At 61.6% G+C, this 17,861-nt stretch carries 21 protein-coding genes and 1 pseudogene; 4 read left to right on the forward strand and 18 right to left on the reverse strand.

Features of this window, described 5'->3' with window-relative positions; all coding sequences use genetic code 11:
• Nucleotides 1–202 precede the first annotated feature (202 nt).
• A complete protein-coding gene (locus M0D65_RS32575) occupies nucleotides 203–1,414 on the forward strand; it encodes a S9 family peptidase (RefSeq protein WP_266256136.1) in 1,212 nt (403 codons plus the stop codon).
• A 39-nt stretch (nucleotides 1,415–1,453) separates the two neighbouring features.
• Here the strand turns inward: M0D65_RS32575 and M0D65_RS32580 are convergent, their stop codons facing one another.
• From M0D65_RS32580 to M0D65_RS32600, 5 genes are all read right to left on the reverse strand, one after another.
• Nucleotides 1,454–2,260 (reverse strand): glycoside hydrolase, encoded by an 807-nt coding sequence (locus M0D65_RS32580; RefSeq protein WP_266256137.1) that lies wholly within the window; start codon nucleotides 2,258–2,260, stop codon nucleotides 1,454–1,456.
• 51 nt (nucleotides 2,261–2,311) lie between these two features.
• Entirely contained in the window at nucleotides 2,312–3,226 is a 915-nt protein-coding gene (locus M0D65_RS32585; protein WP_266256138.1) for a hypothetical protein, read from the reverse strand.
• A gap of 109 nt (nucleotides 3,227–3,335) precedes the next feature.
• Nucleotides 3,336–4,568: an FAD-binding oxidoreductase gene (locus tag M0D65_RS32590; RefSeq protein WP_266256139.1), complete on the reverse strand. Its 1,233-nt coding sequence runs from the start codon at nucleotides 4,566–4,568 to the stop codon at nucleotides 3,336–3,338.
• Between the two features lie 39 nt (nucleotides 4,569–4,607).
• Complete coding sequence (locus M0D65_RS32595) at nucleotides 4,608–5,774, reverse strand: YncE family protein (protein WP_266256140.1); 1,167 nt, start codon at nucleotides 5,772–5,774, stop codon at nucleotides 4,608–4,610.
• Nucleotides 5,775–5,885: 111 nt separating this feature from the next.
• Nucleotides 5,886–6,371 carry a cupin domain-containing protein gene (locus tag M0D65_RS32600; protein ID WP_266256141.1) on the reverse strand — a complete coding sequence of 162 codons (486 nt, stop codon included), beginning with the start codon at nucleotides 6,369–6,371 and terminating at the stop codon, nucleotides 5,886–5,888.
• A gap of 112 nt (nucleotides 6,372–6,483) precedes the next feature.
• Here M0D65_RS32600 and M0D65_RS32605 point away from each other — a divergent pair, with 112 nt between their 5' ends.
• Nucleotides 6,484–7,077, forward strand: coding sequence for a TetR/AcrR family transcriptional regulator (locus tag M0D65_RS32605; protein WP_266256142.1), 594 nt, complete (start codon nucleotides 6,484–6,486; stop codon nucleotides 7,075–7,077).
• A 35-nt stretch (nucleotides 7,078–7,112) separates the two neighbouring features.
• Here the strand turns inward: M0D65_RS32605 and M0D65_RS32610 are convergent, their stop codons facing one another.
• From M0D65_RS32610 to M0D65_RS32675, 13 genes are all read right to left on the reverse strand, one after another.
• The gene (locus tag M0D65_RS32610; protein ID WP_266256143.1) at nucleotides 7,113–8,093 is read right to left on the reverse strand and encodes an alpha/beta hydrolase; all 981 of its coding nucleotides are present in this window, start codon (nucleotides 8,091–8,093) and stop codon (nucleotides 7,113–7,115) included.
• 154 nt (nucleotides 8,094–8,247) lie between these two features.
• A complete protein-coding gene (locus M0D65_RS32615) occupies nucleotides 8,248–8,469 on the reverse strand; it encodes a hypothetical protein (RefSeq protein WP_091012759.1) in 222 nt (73 codons plus the stop codon).
• A 128-nt stretch (nucleotides 8,470–8,597) separates the two neighbouring features.
• The gene (locus M0D65_RS32620; RefSeq protein WP_266256144.1) at nucleotides 8,598–9,098 is read right to left on the reverse strand and encodes a periplasmic heavy metal sensor; all 501 of its coding nucleotides are present in this window, start codon (nucleotides 9,096–9,098) and stop codon (nucleotides 8,598–8,600) included.
• Complete coding sequence (locus tag M0D65_RS32625; protein ID WP_266256145.1) at nucleotides 9,095–9,520, reverse strand: hypothetical protein; 426 nt, start codon at nucleotides 9,518–9,520, stop codon at nucleotides 9,095–9,097. The genes M0D65_RS32620 and M0D65_RS32625 overlap by 4 nt, the downstream gene beginning before the upstream one ends.
• Nucleotides 9,517–10,137: an RNA polymerase sigma factor gene (locus M0D65_RS32630; RefSeq protein WP_266256146.1), complete on the reverse strand. Its 621-nt coding sequence runs from the start codon at nucleotides 10,135–10,137 to the stop codon at nucleotides 9,517–9,519. Before M0D65_RS32630 ends, M0D65_RS32625 begins: the two co-directional genes overlap by 4 nt.
• A gap of 176 nt (nucleotides 10,138–10,313) precedes the next feature.
• Nucleotides 10,314–10,616 (reverse strand): hypothetical protein, encoded by a 303-nt coding sequence (locus M0D65_RS32640; protein ID WP_367619349.1) that lies wholly within the window; start codon nucleotides 10,614–10,616, stop codon nucleotides 10,314–10,316.
• A 197-nt stretch (nucleotides 10,617–10,813) separates the two neighbouring features.
• A complete protein-coding gene (locus M0D65_RS32645; RefSeq protein WP_266256147.1) occupies nucleotides 10,814–11,458 on the reverse strand; it encodes an adenylyl-sulfate kinase in 645 nt (214 codons plus the stop codon).
• An 88-nt stretch (nucleotides 11,459–11,546) separates the two neighbouring features.
• Nucleotides 11,547–12,245 (reverse strand): alpha/beta hydrolase, encoded by a 699-nt coding sequence (locus tag M0D65_RS32650; protein WP_091012770.1) that lies wholly within the window; start codon nucleotides 12,243–12,245, stop codon nucleotides 11,547–11,549.
• Nucleotides 12,246–12,374: 129 nt separating this feature from the next.
• Nucleotides 12,375–12,830: a MarR family transcriptional regulator gene (locus tag M0D65_RS32655; RefSeq protein ID WP_266256148.1), complete on the reverse strand. Its 456-nt coding sequence runs from the start codon at nucleotides 12,828–12,830 to the stop codon at nucleotides 12,375–12,377.
• A 257-nt stretch (nucleotides 12,831–13,087) separates the two neighbouring features.
• Nucleotides 13,088–13,321: a hypothetical protein gene (locus M0D65_RS32660; RefSeq protein ID WP_266256149.1), complete on the reverse strand. Its 234-nt coding sequence runs from the start codon at nucleotides 13,319–13,321 to the stop codon at nucleotides 13,088–13,090.
• A 292-nt stretch (nucleotides 13,322–13,613) separates the two neighbouring features.
• The gene (locus M0D65_RS32665) at nucleotides 13,614–14,354 is read right to left on the reverse strand and encodes an SDR family NAD(P)-dependent oxidoreductase (RefSeq protein WP_266256150.1); all 741 of its coding nucleotides are present in this window, start codon (nucleotides 14,352–14,354) and stop codon (nucleotides 13,614–13,616) included.
• A gap of 151 nt (nucleotides 14,355–14,505) precedes the next feature.
• Complete coding sequence (locus tag M0D65_RS32670) at nucleotides 14,506–15,948, reverse strand: NAD-dependent succinate-semialdehyde dehydrogenase (protein WP_266256151.1); 1,443 nt, start codon at nucleotides 15,946–15,948, stop codon at nucleotides 14,506–14,508.
• 188 nt (nucleotides 15,949–16,136) lie between these two features.
• Nucleotides 16,137–16,529, reverse strand: a complete 393-nt coding sequence (locus tag M0D65_RS32675) for a tautomerase family protein (protein WP_266256155.1) — start codon at nucleotides 16,527–16,529, stop codon at nucleotides 16,137–16,139.
• A 152-nt stretch (nucleotides 16,530–16,681) separates the two neighbouring features.
• On the opposite strand from M0D65_RS32675, the gene M0D65_RS32680 reads away from it, so the two are divergent.
• Both M0D65_RS32680 and M0D65_RS32685 read left to right on the forward strand, forming a co-directional pair.
• Nucleotides 16,682–17,608: a LysR family transcriptional regulator gene (locus tag M0D65_RS32680; RefSeq protein WP_266256152.1), complete on the forward strand. Its 927-nt coding sequence runs from the start codon at nucleotides 16,682–16,684 to the stop codon at nucleotides 17,606–17,608.
• A 48-nt stretch (nucleotides 17,609–17,656) separates the two neighbouring features.
• Nucleotides 17,657–17,861: pseudogene (locus M0D65_RS32685) on the forward strand (hypothetical protein); the annotation flags it as partial.

The following is a 17,861-nucleotide window of genomic DNA, read 5'->3' on the forward strand; positions in this document are numbered from 1 at the left end:
ATATGTAACAATAATTCCGTTTTAAAACAAGTGTATATAAGAGAAATTGTGAATTGCATGCAAAGGTGCGAGAAGTTGGCTAGACTGGCCGGCAGGAGCAGATTGACTGCTCGAGCTCGGGCGCCGTTCATGACCACAACCTTCGCACTGGTTGGGTCTCCGCACGCCCACATTTTTACATATACGTAAAAGGAAGGGTCTCATGTCGACACCATCGCAAGCTTCATCCGGTCGTTATCAGAAGGAAGGTTGGGTCCAGTGGCTCGGCGAACCCGAACTGAGTTTCCAGTTCGCGCGTACGCTCGGCGGCGCGCAGGAAGGGGCGAGCCTGATCAGCGAGTGCTTCGCAGCGGCATCGCGCATGACGCCCGGCGACACCGAGAGCTGGTATCGCGAGTGGCAGGTGTTCGCGCAGAAAAGCGAGTGGCGCGCCGAAGAGGCGTTCGCACGCGGACGCTTTCGGACGGCTTCGAGCAACTGGCTGCGCGCCTCGAACTATTACCGGTCGTCCGAGTTCTACCTGGCGCACGACGATCCGCGACGCGTCGACACGTTCGACAGTGTCGAACGTTGCTCGCACCGCTATCTGGCCGGGCTGCATCCGGCCGGAGAGGTCGTGGCCATTCCGTACGAAAACGGCGCGCACCTCGACGCCTACTTTCTGCCATGCGCGGACAGCAGCGTTCGCTCGCCTGTCGTGATCGCGTTTGGCGGGCTGGACGAGTACAAGGACGAACTGCTGCACGAGATGCCCAAGCATGCGTTGACGCGCGGTATGTCGCTGTTGCTCGTGGACATGCCGGGCCAGGGTGGCACGCTGCGGCGCCAGAAGATCGTCAATCGTCCGGATACGCACGTGCCGGTCGGCGCGTGCATCGACTATCTGCTGACGCGCTCCGATGTCGATCCCGCAAAAATCGCGCTGTATGGTGCGAGCGTCGGTGGTGTGTACGCGGCGCGCGCGGCGTCGTTTGAGAAGCGACTCGTCGCGACGGTGTCCGATTCCGTCATGTTCGATATGTCGTCGTTGTTCGAGGGCTGGCTCGCGACGCCGGAACGGTTGATCTGGCGACACCTGAAATGGGTGTTCGGTTGTGCGACCGCTGAAGAGGTCGTCGAAAAGGCCAAAGCGTTCCGGCTAGAAGGGGTAATCAACCGGATCGACATGCCTTATCTGGTGTTGCAGGGCACGGAAGACTGGCTCGGACTGAAAACAGCAACCGACACCTACGACTACGCCAGAGCGAATGGCGTCGATGCTGAACTGAGGCTGTTCGATCCTGCTGAAACAGGCGCCGCGCATTGTCAGATCGACAATCCGACGCTGGGTCAGGAATTTATCTGCGACTGGCTCGCTGGGCATCTTGGTATCGATCAGGGCGCCGTGCGCGCACGTATGTCGGCACTCGCTTGAGCAGATCCGTCAGGGCATCGACACACGGCGTGTCGATGCTCAATTAGCCGATGCAGAAAAATTCGACACGTTGATCGACCCATTCGCACCGTTGCTCTGAATGATCTCCGCGCCGAACTGGATATCCATCTCATACCAGCTCCTGTTCAACCACGAATTCGTATAGCTCAGGTAGTAGACAAACGGCTGGAGATTCCCGCTAAAGCTCGTCACCTGTGCATCGCGCACGAAGGTATAGACAGGCCAGCCCACATTCCCCGACCACACATCCCACGTCCCACTCATTCCGCCCAGGCTCACTCCGGACGCAACCTTGCTGCCCGCCGGCTGGTTGCCCGAGTAGCTGAGCCACACCATCATTTCCGCGGAAGGAGAACCAGGATTGGTACTCGGACTGAAGAACAGATCGTAAGCCGCATCGTACTGATTGTTGCCGCTCATACTGAACGAAACGCTCGTCGGCATCGATCCCTGCACCGAAATTTGCTGCGGGAAACCGCCAGCGTCGGGCGACCAGCTGCCGCCGTCCTGCCAGCCGCGATAGATGCCTGGATAGGCCTTGATCGAACCGGTCCCGCTGGACCAGTACCAGGTGGAACTGAAGCTACCCGAGCTCGCGCTACCGCTGCAGATCTGCTGCCATCCGCCCGAATCGCCGTTCAATCCCCATTCGTCGTTTTGCAACGTGTAGGCACCTTGAGACAGGCTGCTGTACTGCCCATCGAGACAGGTTTGCGCATGAGCTGCCGATGCGCAGAAGGCTCCAGCCACGAGAACGAATAACGACACCAGGGTTGACCGGACTCTGTTCCAGAACGATGTGAAGCGAAGATGCTGTGCTCTCATGCTTCTCTCCTGCGTGGCCGCTGAATGATCGGAGTGGCGCGACGGCATCGACTACCGGTGCACCGCTGCACGCTCGCCAAATACCGCCTGCAATGCTTGCTGAAACGCCGCGGCAATCTTGCCGAATCCGTCATGCGTCGGATGCAGTTCGTTGGCCCAATCGGTATCGGGGTTCAGGATGCCCTGCGTTTTCACTACTACGATCTTATTCGTCGGTGTGCTCAATTCATTGAGCATGTTCGCAAATTCGATCAGTATTTCGGATACGACGCCGCGACCGTTCACGAGGAATTGCGCATCGACGGGCGGCGCCCAGCCTCGATCGATGAACGAGGGTTGCAGCCACGGCCCGATGAGTCCGTCGCAGATGGACGCGTTCGTCGGCGTGGCGTAATCGTACTGATGAAAGAACAGGTAGGCGCCGTCGGCATATTCATCGCGAACGGCGATCAGATCGCGATACGCGCGGCGCACGATATCGATGATGTCCTGCAGCGCGGCGTCGTTCGTGGCGAGCTTGAAGTCTTTGTTGACCGATGCTGCGTCGTGTAGCCAGAACCTGAATGCATCGCCGACCAGATCGTTGCCGCCACCCGAGAAAAGAATCGCGTCGAACGGTGCGTGTGCCGGGTCTTTTAACGTAGCGATTAGCCGCTCGCGTTTCGAGGTGCCAAGCAATGCGGTTGTGGCGTCGCCGTAGTGAGCGAGCTTTAGCGGTTTGGGATCGAGGTGCAGCAGGTCCGTGAGCGACACGATCACGTCGGTGGGAAGGTGTCCTTGCGATGGCAACGGATAGTCGAACCAGGAGTCGCCATCCGCCAGCAGGTTAAGCGCTTGTATCGATGCCTTCGCCACGTTGTTACGTGCGCTTTTCATCTGACGCTTATGCTCGCTCTTGCAGGCATCGATATCGGCTTGAATCTGCTTTTGCAACTGGCGATATGCGTCGAGCGTGGTGCCATTCATCTGCGACTCCTGACGACGGGCGTTGGATTCGGATCGAGGCTACCACGTATGACAAGGCGTGCCATAGCGTCGCGATCGTCAACGTGACGATCGCATCCACCATGCATATCTAGAACCGCTCGACCCTGAACGGATGCATATCCACCGTCACGGGTTCACCGGTCATCATCTCGGCGACCAACCGGCCGGTGATGGGCCCAAGCGTCAAGCCATGATGCGCATGGCCAAATGCAAACCACAAATTCTCGTGCTGTCGAGCGGGTCCGATGATCGGCATCATGTCGATGGTGCAGGGGCGTCGACCCATCCACGGTTCATCGTCAAGACGTGCGCCGAGCGGGAATAGCTTGCGTGCGATCGGTTCGACCGCGGTTAATTGCGCCGGGGTTTTCGGCGCATCGACTCGCGCGATTTCCGCGCCTGTCGTCAACCGGATACCTCGCGCCATCGGGGCGAGCAGATAAGCATTTTCGATGTCGAGCACCGGATGATTCAAACGCGCCTGCGCTTCAGGTGCGTAGTGCATGTGATAGCCGCGTTTGACGGCGAGCGGCAGGCGGTAACCGAGGCGCTCGCTTGCGCGCGCGGACCATGGTCCCAATGCAATCACCGTAGACACCGCCTCGATCGTTCCTTCGTCGGTGTCGACCTGCCAACCATCGCGGAGCGTATCGGCGTCGCCGATCAGAAACCGTCCGCCGAGGCGCTCGAAATATTTCGCGTACGCGGTGACGAGCGCATTGGGATCGCTGACCGAATCGGAGGCGGTGAAACGCAGTCCGCCTAACAACGACGTGTCGAGGTCCGGTTCAACCTGTCGCAGGCGCGCCGGATCCAGCGCTTCGAACGTGACGCCGAATTCCCGCTGCCACTGCTCGACGACCTTCGTTTCCGCGTCCTGTTTTGCCGCGGTGCGAAAGACCTTGATCCATCCAGTGGGACGTATCAATTCGCTGGCGCCGGCCTCGGCGGCAAGCGCGCGATGCTCGCTGACGCAATGTTCGATCAAGGTCGAATAGGAGCGGGCGATGGCCGCATGTTTCACCGGATGCGAATTGCGCCAGTACTGCCACAGGAAAGGCGCAACCTTGAACATCGCGTCGGCGTGATAGCGAACGTCGAGCGATTCGTTGCGTGCGTATTGCAGCAACTTGAGAATGTTGCGAGGAAAGGCATAGGGATAAACGCCTTCGCGCTGGATCAGCCCGGCGTTGCCGAACGATGTCTCGTTGCCGGGGAGCTTGCGATCCACGAGCGCAACCGCGCGGCCGCGCTTCTGAAGATGCACGGCGATGGACACGCCCACAATGCCCGCGCCGAGCACGACGGTGTCGAATTTCATCGGGTGTCTGGTCCAGTTTTTTTGTTGGAAGACACTACTTTACTGCGAACCGACCCGTAGCGATCCTGGTGGGCCTGGCAGTGCGATGTCCGCGTGCGTATCGACGAGGTGACCGTCACGCCGAACCCGTAGCACAGAGATCGTGTTGCTCGCGAAGTTGCCGGTGTACGCATAGCGTCCGTCCGGCGAGAACGCTGCGCCCTCGGGGAACGCTCCCACTTCGATCGTGTCGGCGCGACTGATGTGTCCGTTCTTGATGCGCAGTAAAACGGCGAGACCTGTCTTGTGGCGGAACCATGAATCGATCGCCGCATCGTAGCTTCCGTTCAGGATGGTCGCCAGTGCGAAGTCGCCGCGCGGACTGACGACCAGTCCTTCAACCGAATCTCCCGCCGTCACGTAATCCACCACGCGGGGTGGCGAAGCCTGCAGATCCATCACGGTCACGGGGTCGACGTTGCCATTCGAATCGGCTTTGCCGGTATTGCCAGCGAGGCCAGTGTGTCCGTCTGGCGTAACCGTGACCGTATAGGGAAAGAGGCCGGCCGGCATCTCGTAGCCAGTCGATTGCACATGGCCGTCGTCGATCGATAACACGGCTACTTTGTGCGCGAGGAATTTGGCAACCAGTGCGCGCTTGCCGTCCGGTGTGATCGCGACGGAAGTGACTTCGTCGTTCATCTGGACTGTGTCGGTGACCTGCACGTTCTGGCCATGAATGGACAGAACGGATATCGACTTGCCGTCGCGGTTGGCGACCAGCGCCAATGTCCCGGTTCGATCGATTGTCAGACCGGATGGTTGCGATCCAACCTTGACCGTGGAAATGAGTTTCGGCGGCCGCGCTGTCAGGTCGACTACGAATAGCCTGTCATCTGGCACAGGCTTCCATGTGCCGCCGTCCACCGGCTGCCAGTTCAGCGAGTTGGCGATCAACGCGAGACTCTGATCGGGAGTCACTGCGAGGTTGGTCGGCGGTCCGACCACGGAATTGGTGAGTGGCAGCGCGCCGATCAGCGCCGGGTGGGCAGGGTCTTTCAGATCGTAGAACTGAACCAGGTCTTCACCGGGTTCCCTGTTCACACGCTGGCCCTGGTCGTTGAAAACCAGCTTCGTATCGATGCCGACCACCATAACTTGCGCACCGGCAACACCCGAAAATCCGACCGCAAGAATTATCGCTGCGACAAGGCTTCTTGTTTTCATGATCAAGTTCCCGAGGCAAGGGAAGCGCAGGGCGCATCCTGGACGAGTTCGATCCGATGACCACCTTCATGGTCCGGCTCGCGTATGAAAGGCCACTGTGCCTGGTCGTGCCTACGGAACCACGGTGTACGGTTGCCCAACCGTGATGGTGGAAAAAATCAGAAAGCGCAGCACTGCGTGGTCGTCCACGTTGCGGAACAAGGTATGCGGCACCATCGCCTGGTCCTGCAGGCTCTCGCCCGCGTGGTAGAGCCGTGGCGGATCATTGCCATACGCCGACTCCGCCGTACCCTCGATGATGTAGTTCAGACCCGCGACGGGATGATGGTGGAGCGGCGCCGAAACACCGGGCAGGAACGTGACCAGATCCATACGTAGTTCCTGGTCTGTATCGGGAATTGCATGGCGTTCCAGCGTGGTACGCGTAATGCCCTTCATCTGAACTGGTATGGTCTGCGCGATGCTGGTGCCGCGCGTGAGAAGCAATGAGGCTGCGGCAACGCCGAGCGCCGAACGGGTGAAGTGTCGCCGCGACCAGCCGGCGAGTGCTTCGCCATCGGGAGTCGGAGTCGGGCGGGGGATACGGACGATCGGCATGGACATCTCCCTAGAGTAATCACCACCGGTACCGCGTTGCGACATTAAGTTACGAGCGTAATGCTGTCAATGTTTATTATGTGACGGACGTCATCTTATTTGAGGGAGCGGCATGGGGCGCTACGCGCAGGGACATAAGGAAGAAAGCCGGGCCCGCATTGTGGCCGCGATCGGCCGTGGGTTTCGCAGGCAGGGTTATGGCGGCAGCGGTGTCGACGGACTGGCTCGCGAGGCGGGTGTGACGCACGGTGCGTTCTATGGCCACTTTCGCTCCAAGGCGGAAGCGTTTGGCGCTGCCGTGACGGCCGGGTTGAGCGGTCTCAGGCAAGGGGTTGAGCGGTCGCGCGAAGAACATGGCGCGGGCTGGGTTGCTGCGTTTGCCGCGCGCTACATGGGCTTCAAAAGAACGTGCGAACTCGGCGACGCGTGCACCTTGCAGAGTCTGTCTGCAGAGATCGAGCGCACCGATCCGGCCACTCGCGCTGCTTACGAAGTCGAACTGCGGCGCGTCATGGAGGCCGTCGCTGCGGGGTTCGTCAACGGCACCGAGGCTGAACGCCGGGCCCGTGCATGGGTCATGCTGTCCGTGCTGGTGGGAGGCGCGACTTTAGCGCGCGCGGTCCCGGGCGAGGAGACCAGTGAACAGATCGCGGAGGCAGTCCAGCGTGCTGTTCTCGGTCTGGCGGAAGGAACACCTGGCGCGTGACTGGATACTGGTTCGATAGGCTTGCGCAACGAACTTCAGCGATTCTTCTGCGGCTCTTTGACAAAGTTGGCAATGACGTCGACGACGTCGTTCGCCAGTGGAAGGTCCGGATTCGCGTAGGTCGCGTGGTTCTCATTCCGATCGTCTGTGCTGACCGTCTTCAGCGCGTGATTCATGTTCGCGAGTAGCGCGAGTTGCGCATCTGGGGCGGCGTGCTTGAGCCTTCGCGCGTCGGTTGTGCTGACCTGAATATCCCGCTCTCCCTGAACAATCAGTACCGGCTGGTGATAATTCGCGATCAACGCTGCTGGATCGAGTGACAGCTCGCTCATCAGAAAGCCCTGCACCTGCGGCGCAAACAGCGGCATCAATGCAGGGCCCACGGTTGCCGCGTCCACCCGTTGTCCGGATTCGAGCGTGTTGAGTACCGACATTGCATGATTGGCTATCGGTGCGATGCCAGGGGCCGCCAGCAGTTGTTCGCGTAACACGTCGCCTAACCGGCGCCCCGGCGTGGCGACGAGAATCAGGCCGCAGATATGTGGTGTGTGCTGTGCGGCAACGAGTGCGACGAGGCCTCCTTCGCTATGACCCAACACCCAGACGCAGGGTGCGTCGGTCTGTCGTCTCACCGTGGTGATCCACGAGCGGATATCGCTCGCGTAGTCGTCGATTGTCACGGCGTTGGCGTCGGGTATCGCCGCAGCACTACCGAACATGCCTCGCTTGTCGATGCGCACCGTCGCAATGCCATGCGCTGCGAGACCTTCGGCCAGCAACCGGTAGGACGAAGCATGGATGCCGAGAGGGCTGTTGCCGTCCCGATCGGTCGGGCCGGAGCCTGGAACGATCAGGACGACTGGTACGCCGTGTGATGTGGATGCGGGCGCGGGCGTCAACATTGTGCCTCGCAACGGACCCATCGGCCCGGGCGCCTCGATTTCTGCCTGAGTGTTCAGCGCGGGTGCGCCGGATTGAATAGTTGCTGCTACGGCAAGCGCCGCAAGGGTCACCATGTGTCCTGTCTCCGGTACGCTTCGACGGTTTGATCAAAAGACGATTTGCCACAACAGGTCAACCGGTTCTAAGCCGGCTGACTTTGTCGTTCAGCGTATCACCTGTCAAACCACACAGTGAAGCGCACTAGTACCAGCAACCGCTTGGCCTGCCTTAACGCCAACCCCTATACCACCCATGATGCGGATGCCACCACCCCCAGCCATACCGCGCGTGATAGCGCCACACGTAACCCGGCGCAGGCGCCACCTCGACCGGTGCGACATACGCGACACCTGGCGGCGGCCCGGCAGGTTCGACCGGGGCGACCACGCATCCCGAGAGTGCGCCGACGAGCAGCGCGGGACATAGAGCCAGCAGGATTCTTGATTTCATGATGTGTGAGTACCGTTCTTTGATCGCTATCGATCATGCAATCCAGACATTGGATAAGCGAATGACGTAGGCGGGAGAATGCCCCGCTCCATTGAACGGCCGCCACAGGAAAATCCGTCGCAAGAACGCTATTTTTCTTCTTTGTCGGGCAGTGGCCGCTGCGCCGGCGGCAAGTGCCACGACCCGTATTTCTGCAGACCTTCGGCGAACTTGACGCGCTCCTCCGGCGTCAGCGCTGCCGCATACTCGACGACACGTTGCTCCACATGCGTTCTGAAGGCGACATCGGCTTCGCGAGTACTGGTGATCGCCGCATCGAGCGCCGCCTGATCGAGGGGCGATGCCGCCAGCAGACGGAGCACATTCTTGCGTCCGTTCACGGCTGCCTGTCCGTACTGCCGCGCTTCACGGCGCGCATCCCGCAAGGTCTCGACGAATTCCTGTTGCTGTGCGGCCGACAACTGCTCCGCGGCGAAACGCGGTGCGCCAGGCTGCTTTGCCGTTTCGTGCCAGTGCGAGTAAAGGTATTGCCCGACCCCGCCTGCGAGCGCGCCGAACATGAAGATATTCAGTCCCAGCGACGCGATCAGCAGCCACTTCGGATTCCGCGCCCGTATTTCGTCGCTCATTCACTACTCCAGTCGAAAGCAGAACTACTGAAAGTCGTGTTCTGATAAGCCGCTTCCGTGCCGATGTGGGACGAGCCCGCCAGCACGAAGAGCGATACCGCCAATGCGCCGACGAGTCCCCCCGTCAGCCCCGCGCCAGCAAGCGCCAGACCTGGCCACCATGTCCGCCGTCCCGGCACCGGCTGCACCTGAGGTGCGCGCGGCGCGCCGCCGACGATACGCCTCCGCAACTCGCGATCGGGCGCGGCGACCACATAGCTTTCCAGCCAGTCGTCGAGCTCGCTGGCGCTCGCGAGCATCGCATCGGCTTCGTCGCGATGCTGTTGCGCCCATGCCATCGATGCGGCGCGTTCGTCTTCGGGCCAGCGGTGCGGGTCGCTTCCGTAGGCGTCGACAAGTACACGGAATCTTTCGGGGGTCATCGTGTGTCCTTGCTGTGGCTGCTATTCGTCAGTTGTGCGCGCAGGTTGCGGCGTGCGCGCGAGAGCAGGCTTTCGAGCGCGTCGACCGTAATGCCCATCACGCCCGCCGCTTCGATGTTGGATAGCTCCTGATAATAATTGAGTACCAGTGCTTCCCGTTGGCGCGCGGGCAGTGTCGCCAGCGCCGCGCGAATCTGTTCGTCACGCGAGCGGTGCTCGAGCCTTTCGTCGGGCGCGATGGCGGGGTCGACGAGATCGGGCAGGCCGTCTTCGTTATCGGTCGGTTTCTCGCGATTCGCGCGCAGGCGGTCGTAACACAGATTCATCGCGACGCGATGCAGCCAGGTATCGAAACGTGCCTCGCCGGTGCGCCAGTGCGGCGCCTGTTTCCAGATGCGGATAAAGGCTTCCTGCGTGACATCCTCGGCTTCCATGCGATCTCCCAGCATACGCGTGGCGAGCGCAAGCAGCCGCGGCAGCTTGCGCTCCATCAGCGTACGGACGGCCGCCGAATCGCGTCGGCCCACCCGTTCAATCAATTCGGCGTCGGGGTCCTGTTCACTCAACGCGCGCAGCCTTCGCGCGTCGAGTGCGCAGTCCGCCGGTCTCGCCGACACTTCATCCGGACTTGCTTCACGTGCCGTTCATCCCCGCTCAGATCGATGTTGTCCGCTTGCTGCTCGATGTGCCCGGAGCATTTCTCCGCGGCATACCTGATCAATATATGACGGCTACAGCGCGATAGCAGGCTGGTCGCGGTGGCACGACGACACGACCGGCCAGAACACGCGCGTCAAGCCCAGTGACCTTCGATCCAGCGCCAGCGCGGTCCGAACTGCGCCCAGTGACCGGGCACCCAGTGATAGCCGACTCGCACGAGTTGCCAGTGTCCGGGCACCCACGCATAGGCGCCATTGATCCAGCGCCAGTGTCCGCGATCCCAGACGTAGCCCGCGCGCGGTGCCGGCACGACTTCCACGCGCACCGGCGGGGGCGGCGCCGTGGGGGTAACGATGATCGCCTGGGCGAAGGTGGCGGACGCGGCAAGCGCGGCTAGCGGGGCGACGAGATATTTTGCGAGGTTAGCTGGTCTCATGTGGGTTCCAGGTACGGGCGCCAGAAATTGGGGCGTCGAGTCTTAAACGGAGACTTAGCGGGAATCCGTCGCGCGATTGCAAAAAAGTATGGATGCGCGAGCGAGTGACAGGTTTTCGTAAGAATTCGCATTGCGCAGCAGCCCGGAGAGCGCGCGAAAACGTTGTGCTGCCGAGGCCGCAGGCTTGAGTAGCGCGCTCAGTTGCTCAGGGGCAGCTTGCGCATTGGATCGCGCCCGAGATCGAGACCGGTCGCGTTGCCGGTACTGGATGCTTCATCGGCTTCGCTGATCCAGAGCACGGGAGGCACGCGGCGCATGATCGTTTCGATTGCGTCGATGGTCGACAGGTCGAACCGGCTGACGACGAGATCCGGACGGCCCGGGCGTTCGTAGCGATCGAAGCCGTCGGCAAGCTGCGCGACGCGGCCGGGATCGTCCTGCGTGTGCGGACTTCTTGCGCTGTATGGATCGCCGGGTGGCGGCGTATCGACGAAGATCTCGAAGTACGCGTCGCCGATGATTTCCCGCGCCAGCCTGCGGTGCGACGCAAGCGGTGCGATCGCGACCACGATCGGAATGACCGCCTGTCTGCTCAGCAGATCGGCGCAATGCGCGATGCGACGGATGTTCTCGGTCTGCGCGTCTGGATCGTATCCGAGGTCTTCGCTCAAACCCGAGCGGATCGTATCCCCGTCGAGAACCACGGCCTGCGCGCCGAAAGCGACGAGCCGGACCTGCACACCGGATGCAATGCGCGATTTGCCGGCGCCCCGTACGCCTGTGAGCCAGAGTACGGGAGCAATCGCCGAAGGGGTATGACAGTAAGGTGCGCTACGCGACATGTTGTGAGCCCCTGATGATCCGCCGGACACGATGGCGAATTGCATTTAACGCGTGGGGACGAAAAAACCGTCGCTGATGCTTTCGCGACTACGCATTGGCTGTTGCGCGCGCAGCCTCATCGATCAACGCACTGACTTCGACCGGCCGCGACGCAAGCGAAGCGTGGCTCGAATCGAGCGTAATCACCTTGCGAGCATGGAGTCGTGCCGACATCATCTGCTGGTTTTCCGGCGCGATCATGCGGTCCTTGCTCGAGATCTGATACCACGATGATTTCTGCTTCCACGCAGGTGCAGTGATGGTGTCGCCGAAGGTGCTCGCGAGCGGCGCCTTCTGCGTGACGCCCATCACGAGGCCTTCGTCCGGCGTCAGATCCTGGCAGAAGCTCTCATGGAATTTGTCTGCTTTAACCCACAGGTAGCCGTCGCTGTCGGGTTCGAGATTGGCGGCCGCGGCCGGAAGGTTCTGCTGGGTAATGCCGCCGGGGCTTTCTCCCGCGTCCGGTGCGAAGGCGGCGATATAGACGAGCCCAACTACATTCGGTAGATCGCCGGCTTCGGTGATGACCGCGCCGCCATACGAATGACCGACCAGCAGCACCGGGCCCTGCTGCTGCGCGACCATCTTGCGGGTGCGCCCGGCGTCTTCGGCGAGCGAGGTTAGCGGAAGTTCGACAGCGCGAATCGACGTATACCCCTTGCGTGTCAATTCGACGATGACCTTGCTCCAGTGCGCGGCGCCGCCCCAGAAACCGTGAACCAGAACGATGGTGGGTGTGTTACTCATGGCATGCTCCTTTGAGGTTGGGAACTGCCTGTCAGATCATACCTACGATCCGTGTCGCTTCGCGGCGTTTGTTAAATGCTGCGTACCGTACGCCTCACTTCGCGGCGCGAGAGACCTGGCTCGCGGATCTCAACTGTCGAGAACAAGGCCATGGCGGCTGGCAGCGGCAAGCTGCGGGCGCAAGGGCGACGGTTGAGCATCGTCCGCGGCTGCGATCCACAACGGCAGCGCATCGAGCAGCACGGACTGACCGTATGGCGTGAGCGTGAGGCGTCTGCGTCGACGCTCACCTTGCCCTGCATGCGCCGCGACCAGTGCCCTGCGCATCAGAATGCTCAGTTGTGCGGATACGTGTGCGGTTTCCATCTGCATCTCTTGCGCGAGTTCGCTGACTGTCGGCGGCTCGGCGCGATACAGCAGCGCGAGCAGGCAGAATTGCGCGGCACTGATCTGTAGCGAACGCAGCGCGTCGTTACGCCTGCGCGCGATTTCGCGCATGCCCCGCTGGGCGAGCAGATAGTCGAGGCTCGACTGGCTGGCATGAGCAAGCAACGCAGCTTTGTCTGCCGATAGGGCGCGTGTCATACGTGGGATTCCATTTCGAGTGCATCGTGCCGAACGCGATCGGCGCATCGTCACACGGTAGTCAAGATGGACCGACGGATAAAGAGGCTGAACGCGAAAAGAGTGCTTCCCGAATGCGAACAATCCGCCGCGCTGTGTGGCATCGCGGAGGGTTGTGCTTCGAGGTCGTTCGGAGGGGAATAGAAAAACTACCTGAACGGGCAGCCGTGCTGATTTTTTTGTTCTGACGCTGCCCTATACCAATCACACGGTTCGCATCAATTCGTCCGTCGCGGCGTCCCGGTGCTCACGGACATGTCGAACTGCGCCTCGGCTTCGGCCAGTTCATCGAGTGCCTGCTCGAGTTGCAGCACTGCGAGCGAATGCTCGATCTCCCTGCTTTCCGGTACCGGTTCGCCGCGAACGATGCGAAACGCCATGTCGACTTTTCTCGACGCCCGGACGAATCGCTCCGCGGCGCTGGCTTCAAGTGAGCGTGCAGTGACCGACATGACTGAACCTCCAATGCTCGAATACTGAAGAGTGTCGATGACAGCGGCGGGAACTCGTGTCTGCCTGCACTCTCGCTGGGACGCACCCGTATGCCTGCGAATCGCGAGCATACATCGGGTTGGGCGTCGTATTTCGGTAGCTTGCCAGGAACTTGGCGGAACCGCCAGGAGTATGTTGCGAATTCTCACACGGCACTGTTAACTTTAATGCCGTTGTGTTAACTTTGTCCGCCTTCGCGAAACCGTCACGTTAACCGTGCACGCATGCTGAGGCGAACGCAGGAACCAAGACCTAAAACGTTTCCTTGAACGGCCGCAAATCGACTTCCTGCGTCCATGCAGAAGGATGCTGCCGATGCAGGGTCCAGTACATGTCGGCAATGGCATCGATGTTCAGCAGACCATTCTCGCCGCGCTCCGCGATCACGCCGGGACGTGCCTGCCGGAGTCGCTCGCCGTCGATGCCGCCGTCCACCACGACATGTGCCACATGCAGTCCTTGCGGACCGAATTCGCGCGCCATGCTTTGCGCGATCATGCGCACGCCTGCTTTCGACGATGCAAAGTGCGCGAAGCCCGGTTTGCCGCGCAGGCTTGCTGACGCACCGGTGAAGATCAAGGTGCCGCCGCCCGACGGCGCGATACGCCGCGCCACTTCGCGTCCAACCAGAAACGCACCGAGTGGTCCGATGCGCCAGAAGCTTTCGAAATCGGCAGCGCTGAGTTCGGTGAACGGGACGTATCGGTTGTTGCCGGCGTTGTAGACGATGAGATCGGGCGGCGCGATGTCATGGCGTGGCGTCATCGCCTTGTCGAACAGCGCGAACACGTCCGCTTCCTGGGTCGTGTCGGCGACGACGGCTTCCGCGGTGCCGCCCGCGTCAACGATCGCTTCAACCACCTGCGTCAGTTTTGCGGGCGAGCGCCCCGCAACATACACGTGATATCCCTCGCGCGCGATGCGCTTGCACAGCGCTGCACCCAGACCCACTTCCGCGCCCACACCAACGACGATTGCACTCGATCGACTCATGTTCAATGCTCCACGCATGCGTGCGGGCTACCTGCTGGCCTGCGCTGTGAGGCGCTAGTCAGCATTGCAGCGGTATATCCAGGGGAGCCGGTGCGGCGCCTCGCGCAGCCTTAACTGCGCAAACCACCGCACCGGTTATGTCACAGAAGGCCTAGCGATGCTGGCTGACGAACTTGGTGACCAGATACGCTTCCATGGCTTCGGTACCGCCTTCCGAGCCGTAGCCCGAATCCTTGACGCCGCCGAACGGCGTTTCGGCGAGACCGAGACCGTGGTGGTTGACCGAGATCATGCCGCTTTCGATGTCTTCCGAAAGCGCGGCCGCCGTCGACGTCGAACGGGTGTACGCGTAAGCAGCAAGCCCATACGGCAGACGGTTGGCTTCGGCGATCACTTCATCGTAGCTGCTGAAACGATTGACCGGCGCAACCGGGCCGAACGGTTCTTCGGTCAGGATACGGGCCGAGAGCGGCGTGTCGACGAGTACGGTCGGCTGGAAGAAATAGCCTTCGCGTCCAATCCGCTCACCGCCGGCGAGCACCTTCGCACCGTGTTCGCGTGCATCGGCGACGAGCCGTTCCATCGCTTCGACGCGACGGACATTTGCGAGCGGCCCCATCTGCACACCGTCTTGCAGGCCGTTGCCGACCTTGATCGACTTGATGGTGGCGACGAAATGCTCGACGAACTGATCGTAGGCCGCGTCTTCGACGAGGAAGCGCGTCGGCGAAATGCACACCTGGCCCGCGTTTCTGATCTTGGCGGTGGCCAGCAATTTCGCTGCACGCGGAATGTCGGCGTCCGCAAAGACGATAGCCGGCGCATGACCGCCCAGTTCCATCGTCGCGCGCTTCATGTGCAGGCCGGCCATTGCCGCGAGCTGCTTGCCCACAGCGGTCGAACCGGTGAACGAAATCTTGCGGATGACCGGATGCTCGATGAAGAACCGCGACACATCCGCCGGAACGCCGAACACGAGATTCAACACGCCGGCCGGCAGGCCTGCATCATGGAACGCGGCGACGAGCGCGGCGCAACTGGCCGGCGTTTCTTCCGGTCCCTTCAGAACGATCGAACAACCCGCGGCCAATGCCGCCGATACTTTGCGCACGGCCTGGTTGAGCGGGAAGTTCCACGGCGTGAACGCAGCAACAGGGCCGACCGGTTCCCGCGTGACGACTTGTTGCACGGCGCCGCTGCGCGACGGGATGACCCGGCCATACGTGCGGCGCGCTTCTTCGGCAAACCAGTCGATCGTATCCGCGGCGGATAGCGTTTCGACGCGCGCTTCCGCGAGCGGCTTGCCCTGTTCCATCGTCATGATCGCGGCGACGGTTTCGAAGCGCGCACGCAGATTGTCGGCGGCGCGGCGCATCAGCTTGCTGCGCTCGTAAGCGGACACCTTGCGCCATTCGGCGAAGCCGCGCTGCGCGGCCTGGGCAGCCTGTTCGAGTTCCGCTTCGCTGGCTAGCGCGAGGCGCCCGATCGCGATTTCGCTGGCCGGATTGATGACGTCGGTCTGCCGTGCGCCGGCATGCCAGGCGCCGTCGATATACAGCTGCGTGTCGGGATAAGAGGGTTGTGAGGTGCTCATCGGTGCTTCGCTCCTTGGATAGTTCGCTGCATGTTACCGCTGCTGCGTGAAAACGGCCTGGCTGCGGGTCGGGCGCCCGGCCCCCGGCGGACAGGGCCGGAAGAGCCGACAAGCCGCTATTTTCCTCCAAAAGCGGAAAGGCGGTTTGCCACGGCCACAAGCGGCTGTAAGGAGCACCGAGCCTGCGATCAGTCTTTCGGCGCGTACTGCATCTCGCCGTTGCCAAACGACCAGTCTTCGCGTTTCACGTCGACGAGGCTGATCCAGACGTCCTCTTTCCTCAGACCGGTCTTCGCATGAATGCCGTCGGCGACCGCGCGATAAAACGCTTTCTTCACGTCGACGGTTCGCCCGGCGTTCCACGTAACCTGGATAAAGACGATGCCCGGCGTGTACGAAATGCCGAGATAGCCTTCGGCGGGATAGATCAGTTCGTCCGCGGCGTGGCGGGTAACGATCTGGAAGCGGTCGTGCTGCGGCACGCTGGCGACCTCGATCATCGCCTCATAGACCGCGTCGCTGACGCCGCGCACGACTTCCGCCGAGGCGCTGCTGGAAAGATTGATGCGCACGAGAGGCATGTCGAACTCCTGCAAGATGTTGAAGCGGTAACCAGCGGACGCGGCGGTGCGCTGCGTCTGATCTGCACTGGCAACCATCGAGCCGTCAGGTTAGACTCCATTTGCGTAGTGCGGCAAGCGCATAATTATCATCAGGATCATGAGAGGTGAGCATGATTGCGGAAGACCTCAGATCGTTCGTGACCGTCATCGACGAAGCGTCGCTCACGCGCGCAGCCAACACGCTGTGCGTGACGCAGTCGGCGGTGTCGCGCCGCATCCAGCGGCTCGAGGAATCGCTGGGGGCGGAGCTGTTCGACAGAAACAGCAAGCCGCCGAAGGCGACTGCGCTTGCCCAGCGCATCTACGAATACGCGGTCCCACTGCTACGCGACCTCGATCGTCTGCTCGACGTTCCCGCCGAGCATGCGGCGCCCGCAGGAACATTCCGTCTCGGCATGACGCAGGCCGTGGCCGATATCGTGCTGTTCGACGCGGTGATCGCGCTGAAGTCCGCTTTCCCCGCGCTCGACGTCCGGTTGCATACCGACTGGAGCAGCGGCTTGCAGCAACAACTGGCGCCCGGCAGCCTCGACGCCGCGGTATTGCTGTTGCCGCATGGACGCCCGCCCGCTGCCGGCACGGCCGGCCGTCTGATCACGACGCTCGATGTGGTGGTGGTGCAAAGCCGCAAGAAGCCGCTCGTCAAGGGGCGCACCGCGATCCGCTCGCTTGCCGCGCATACGTGGGTACTGAATCCGCACGGATGCGGCTATCGCGCGGCACTCGAACGCGCCATGGACGATGCGGGGCACAGCCTGCGTGTCGGCGTCGATACGCACGGCACCGACATGCAGTTGCGTCTGGTCGCCGCAGGGCTGGGTCTGGGGCTCGTGCCACGCAGTGTCCTGCAGCGCAGTAGCCCGTATCGGGATCTTGCGGTGGTCAACGTCAACGATTTCGCGCTGCAGCTCGATGTGTGGCTCGTGCATCCGCAGCAACTGGGCAATCTTCGGCGTGCGGTGGACCTGCTCGCCGATGTCGCAACGGAAACCCTCCGCAAGCATGACGCGGTGAAGAGAAAGCGGGCGGGCGTGTGATTCCGGCCGTGTCCGACCAGAAGACAAGCTGTCACGATATCTACGATAATGCGCGCAGCCGCCGCAGAAGCGGCTCAGTTCGAATCGTTCGAATTGTTCGAACCATTAGGACCCTTACCACCACGCTGTTCTGTACCGGAGATTGCACTTTCCGTCGCAGATCTATCAGGAGGATTCATGGAGCCCACCGATCAGGCCGGCCGTTCATGGCTATGGCTCATCTTGCTCGTGCCGTACATCGCGCTGCTGTGGC

The organism is Paraburkholderia sp. CHISQ3 (genome assembly GCF_030464945.1).
Taxonomy (GTDB): domain Bacteria; phylum Pseudomonadota; class Gammaproteobacteria; order Burkholderiales; family Burkholderiaceae; genus Paraburkholderia; species Paraburkholderia megapolitana.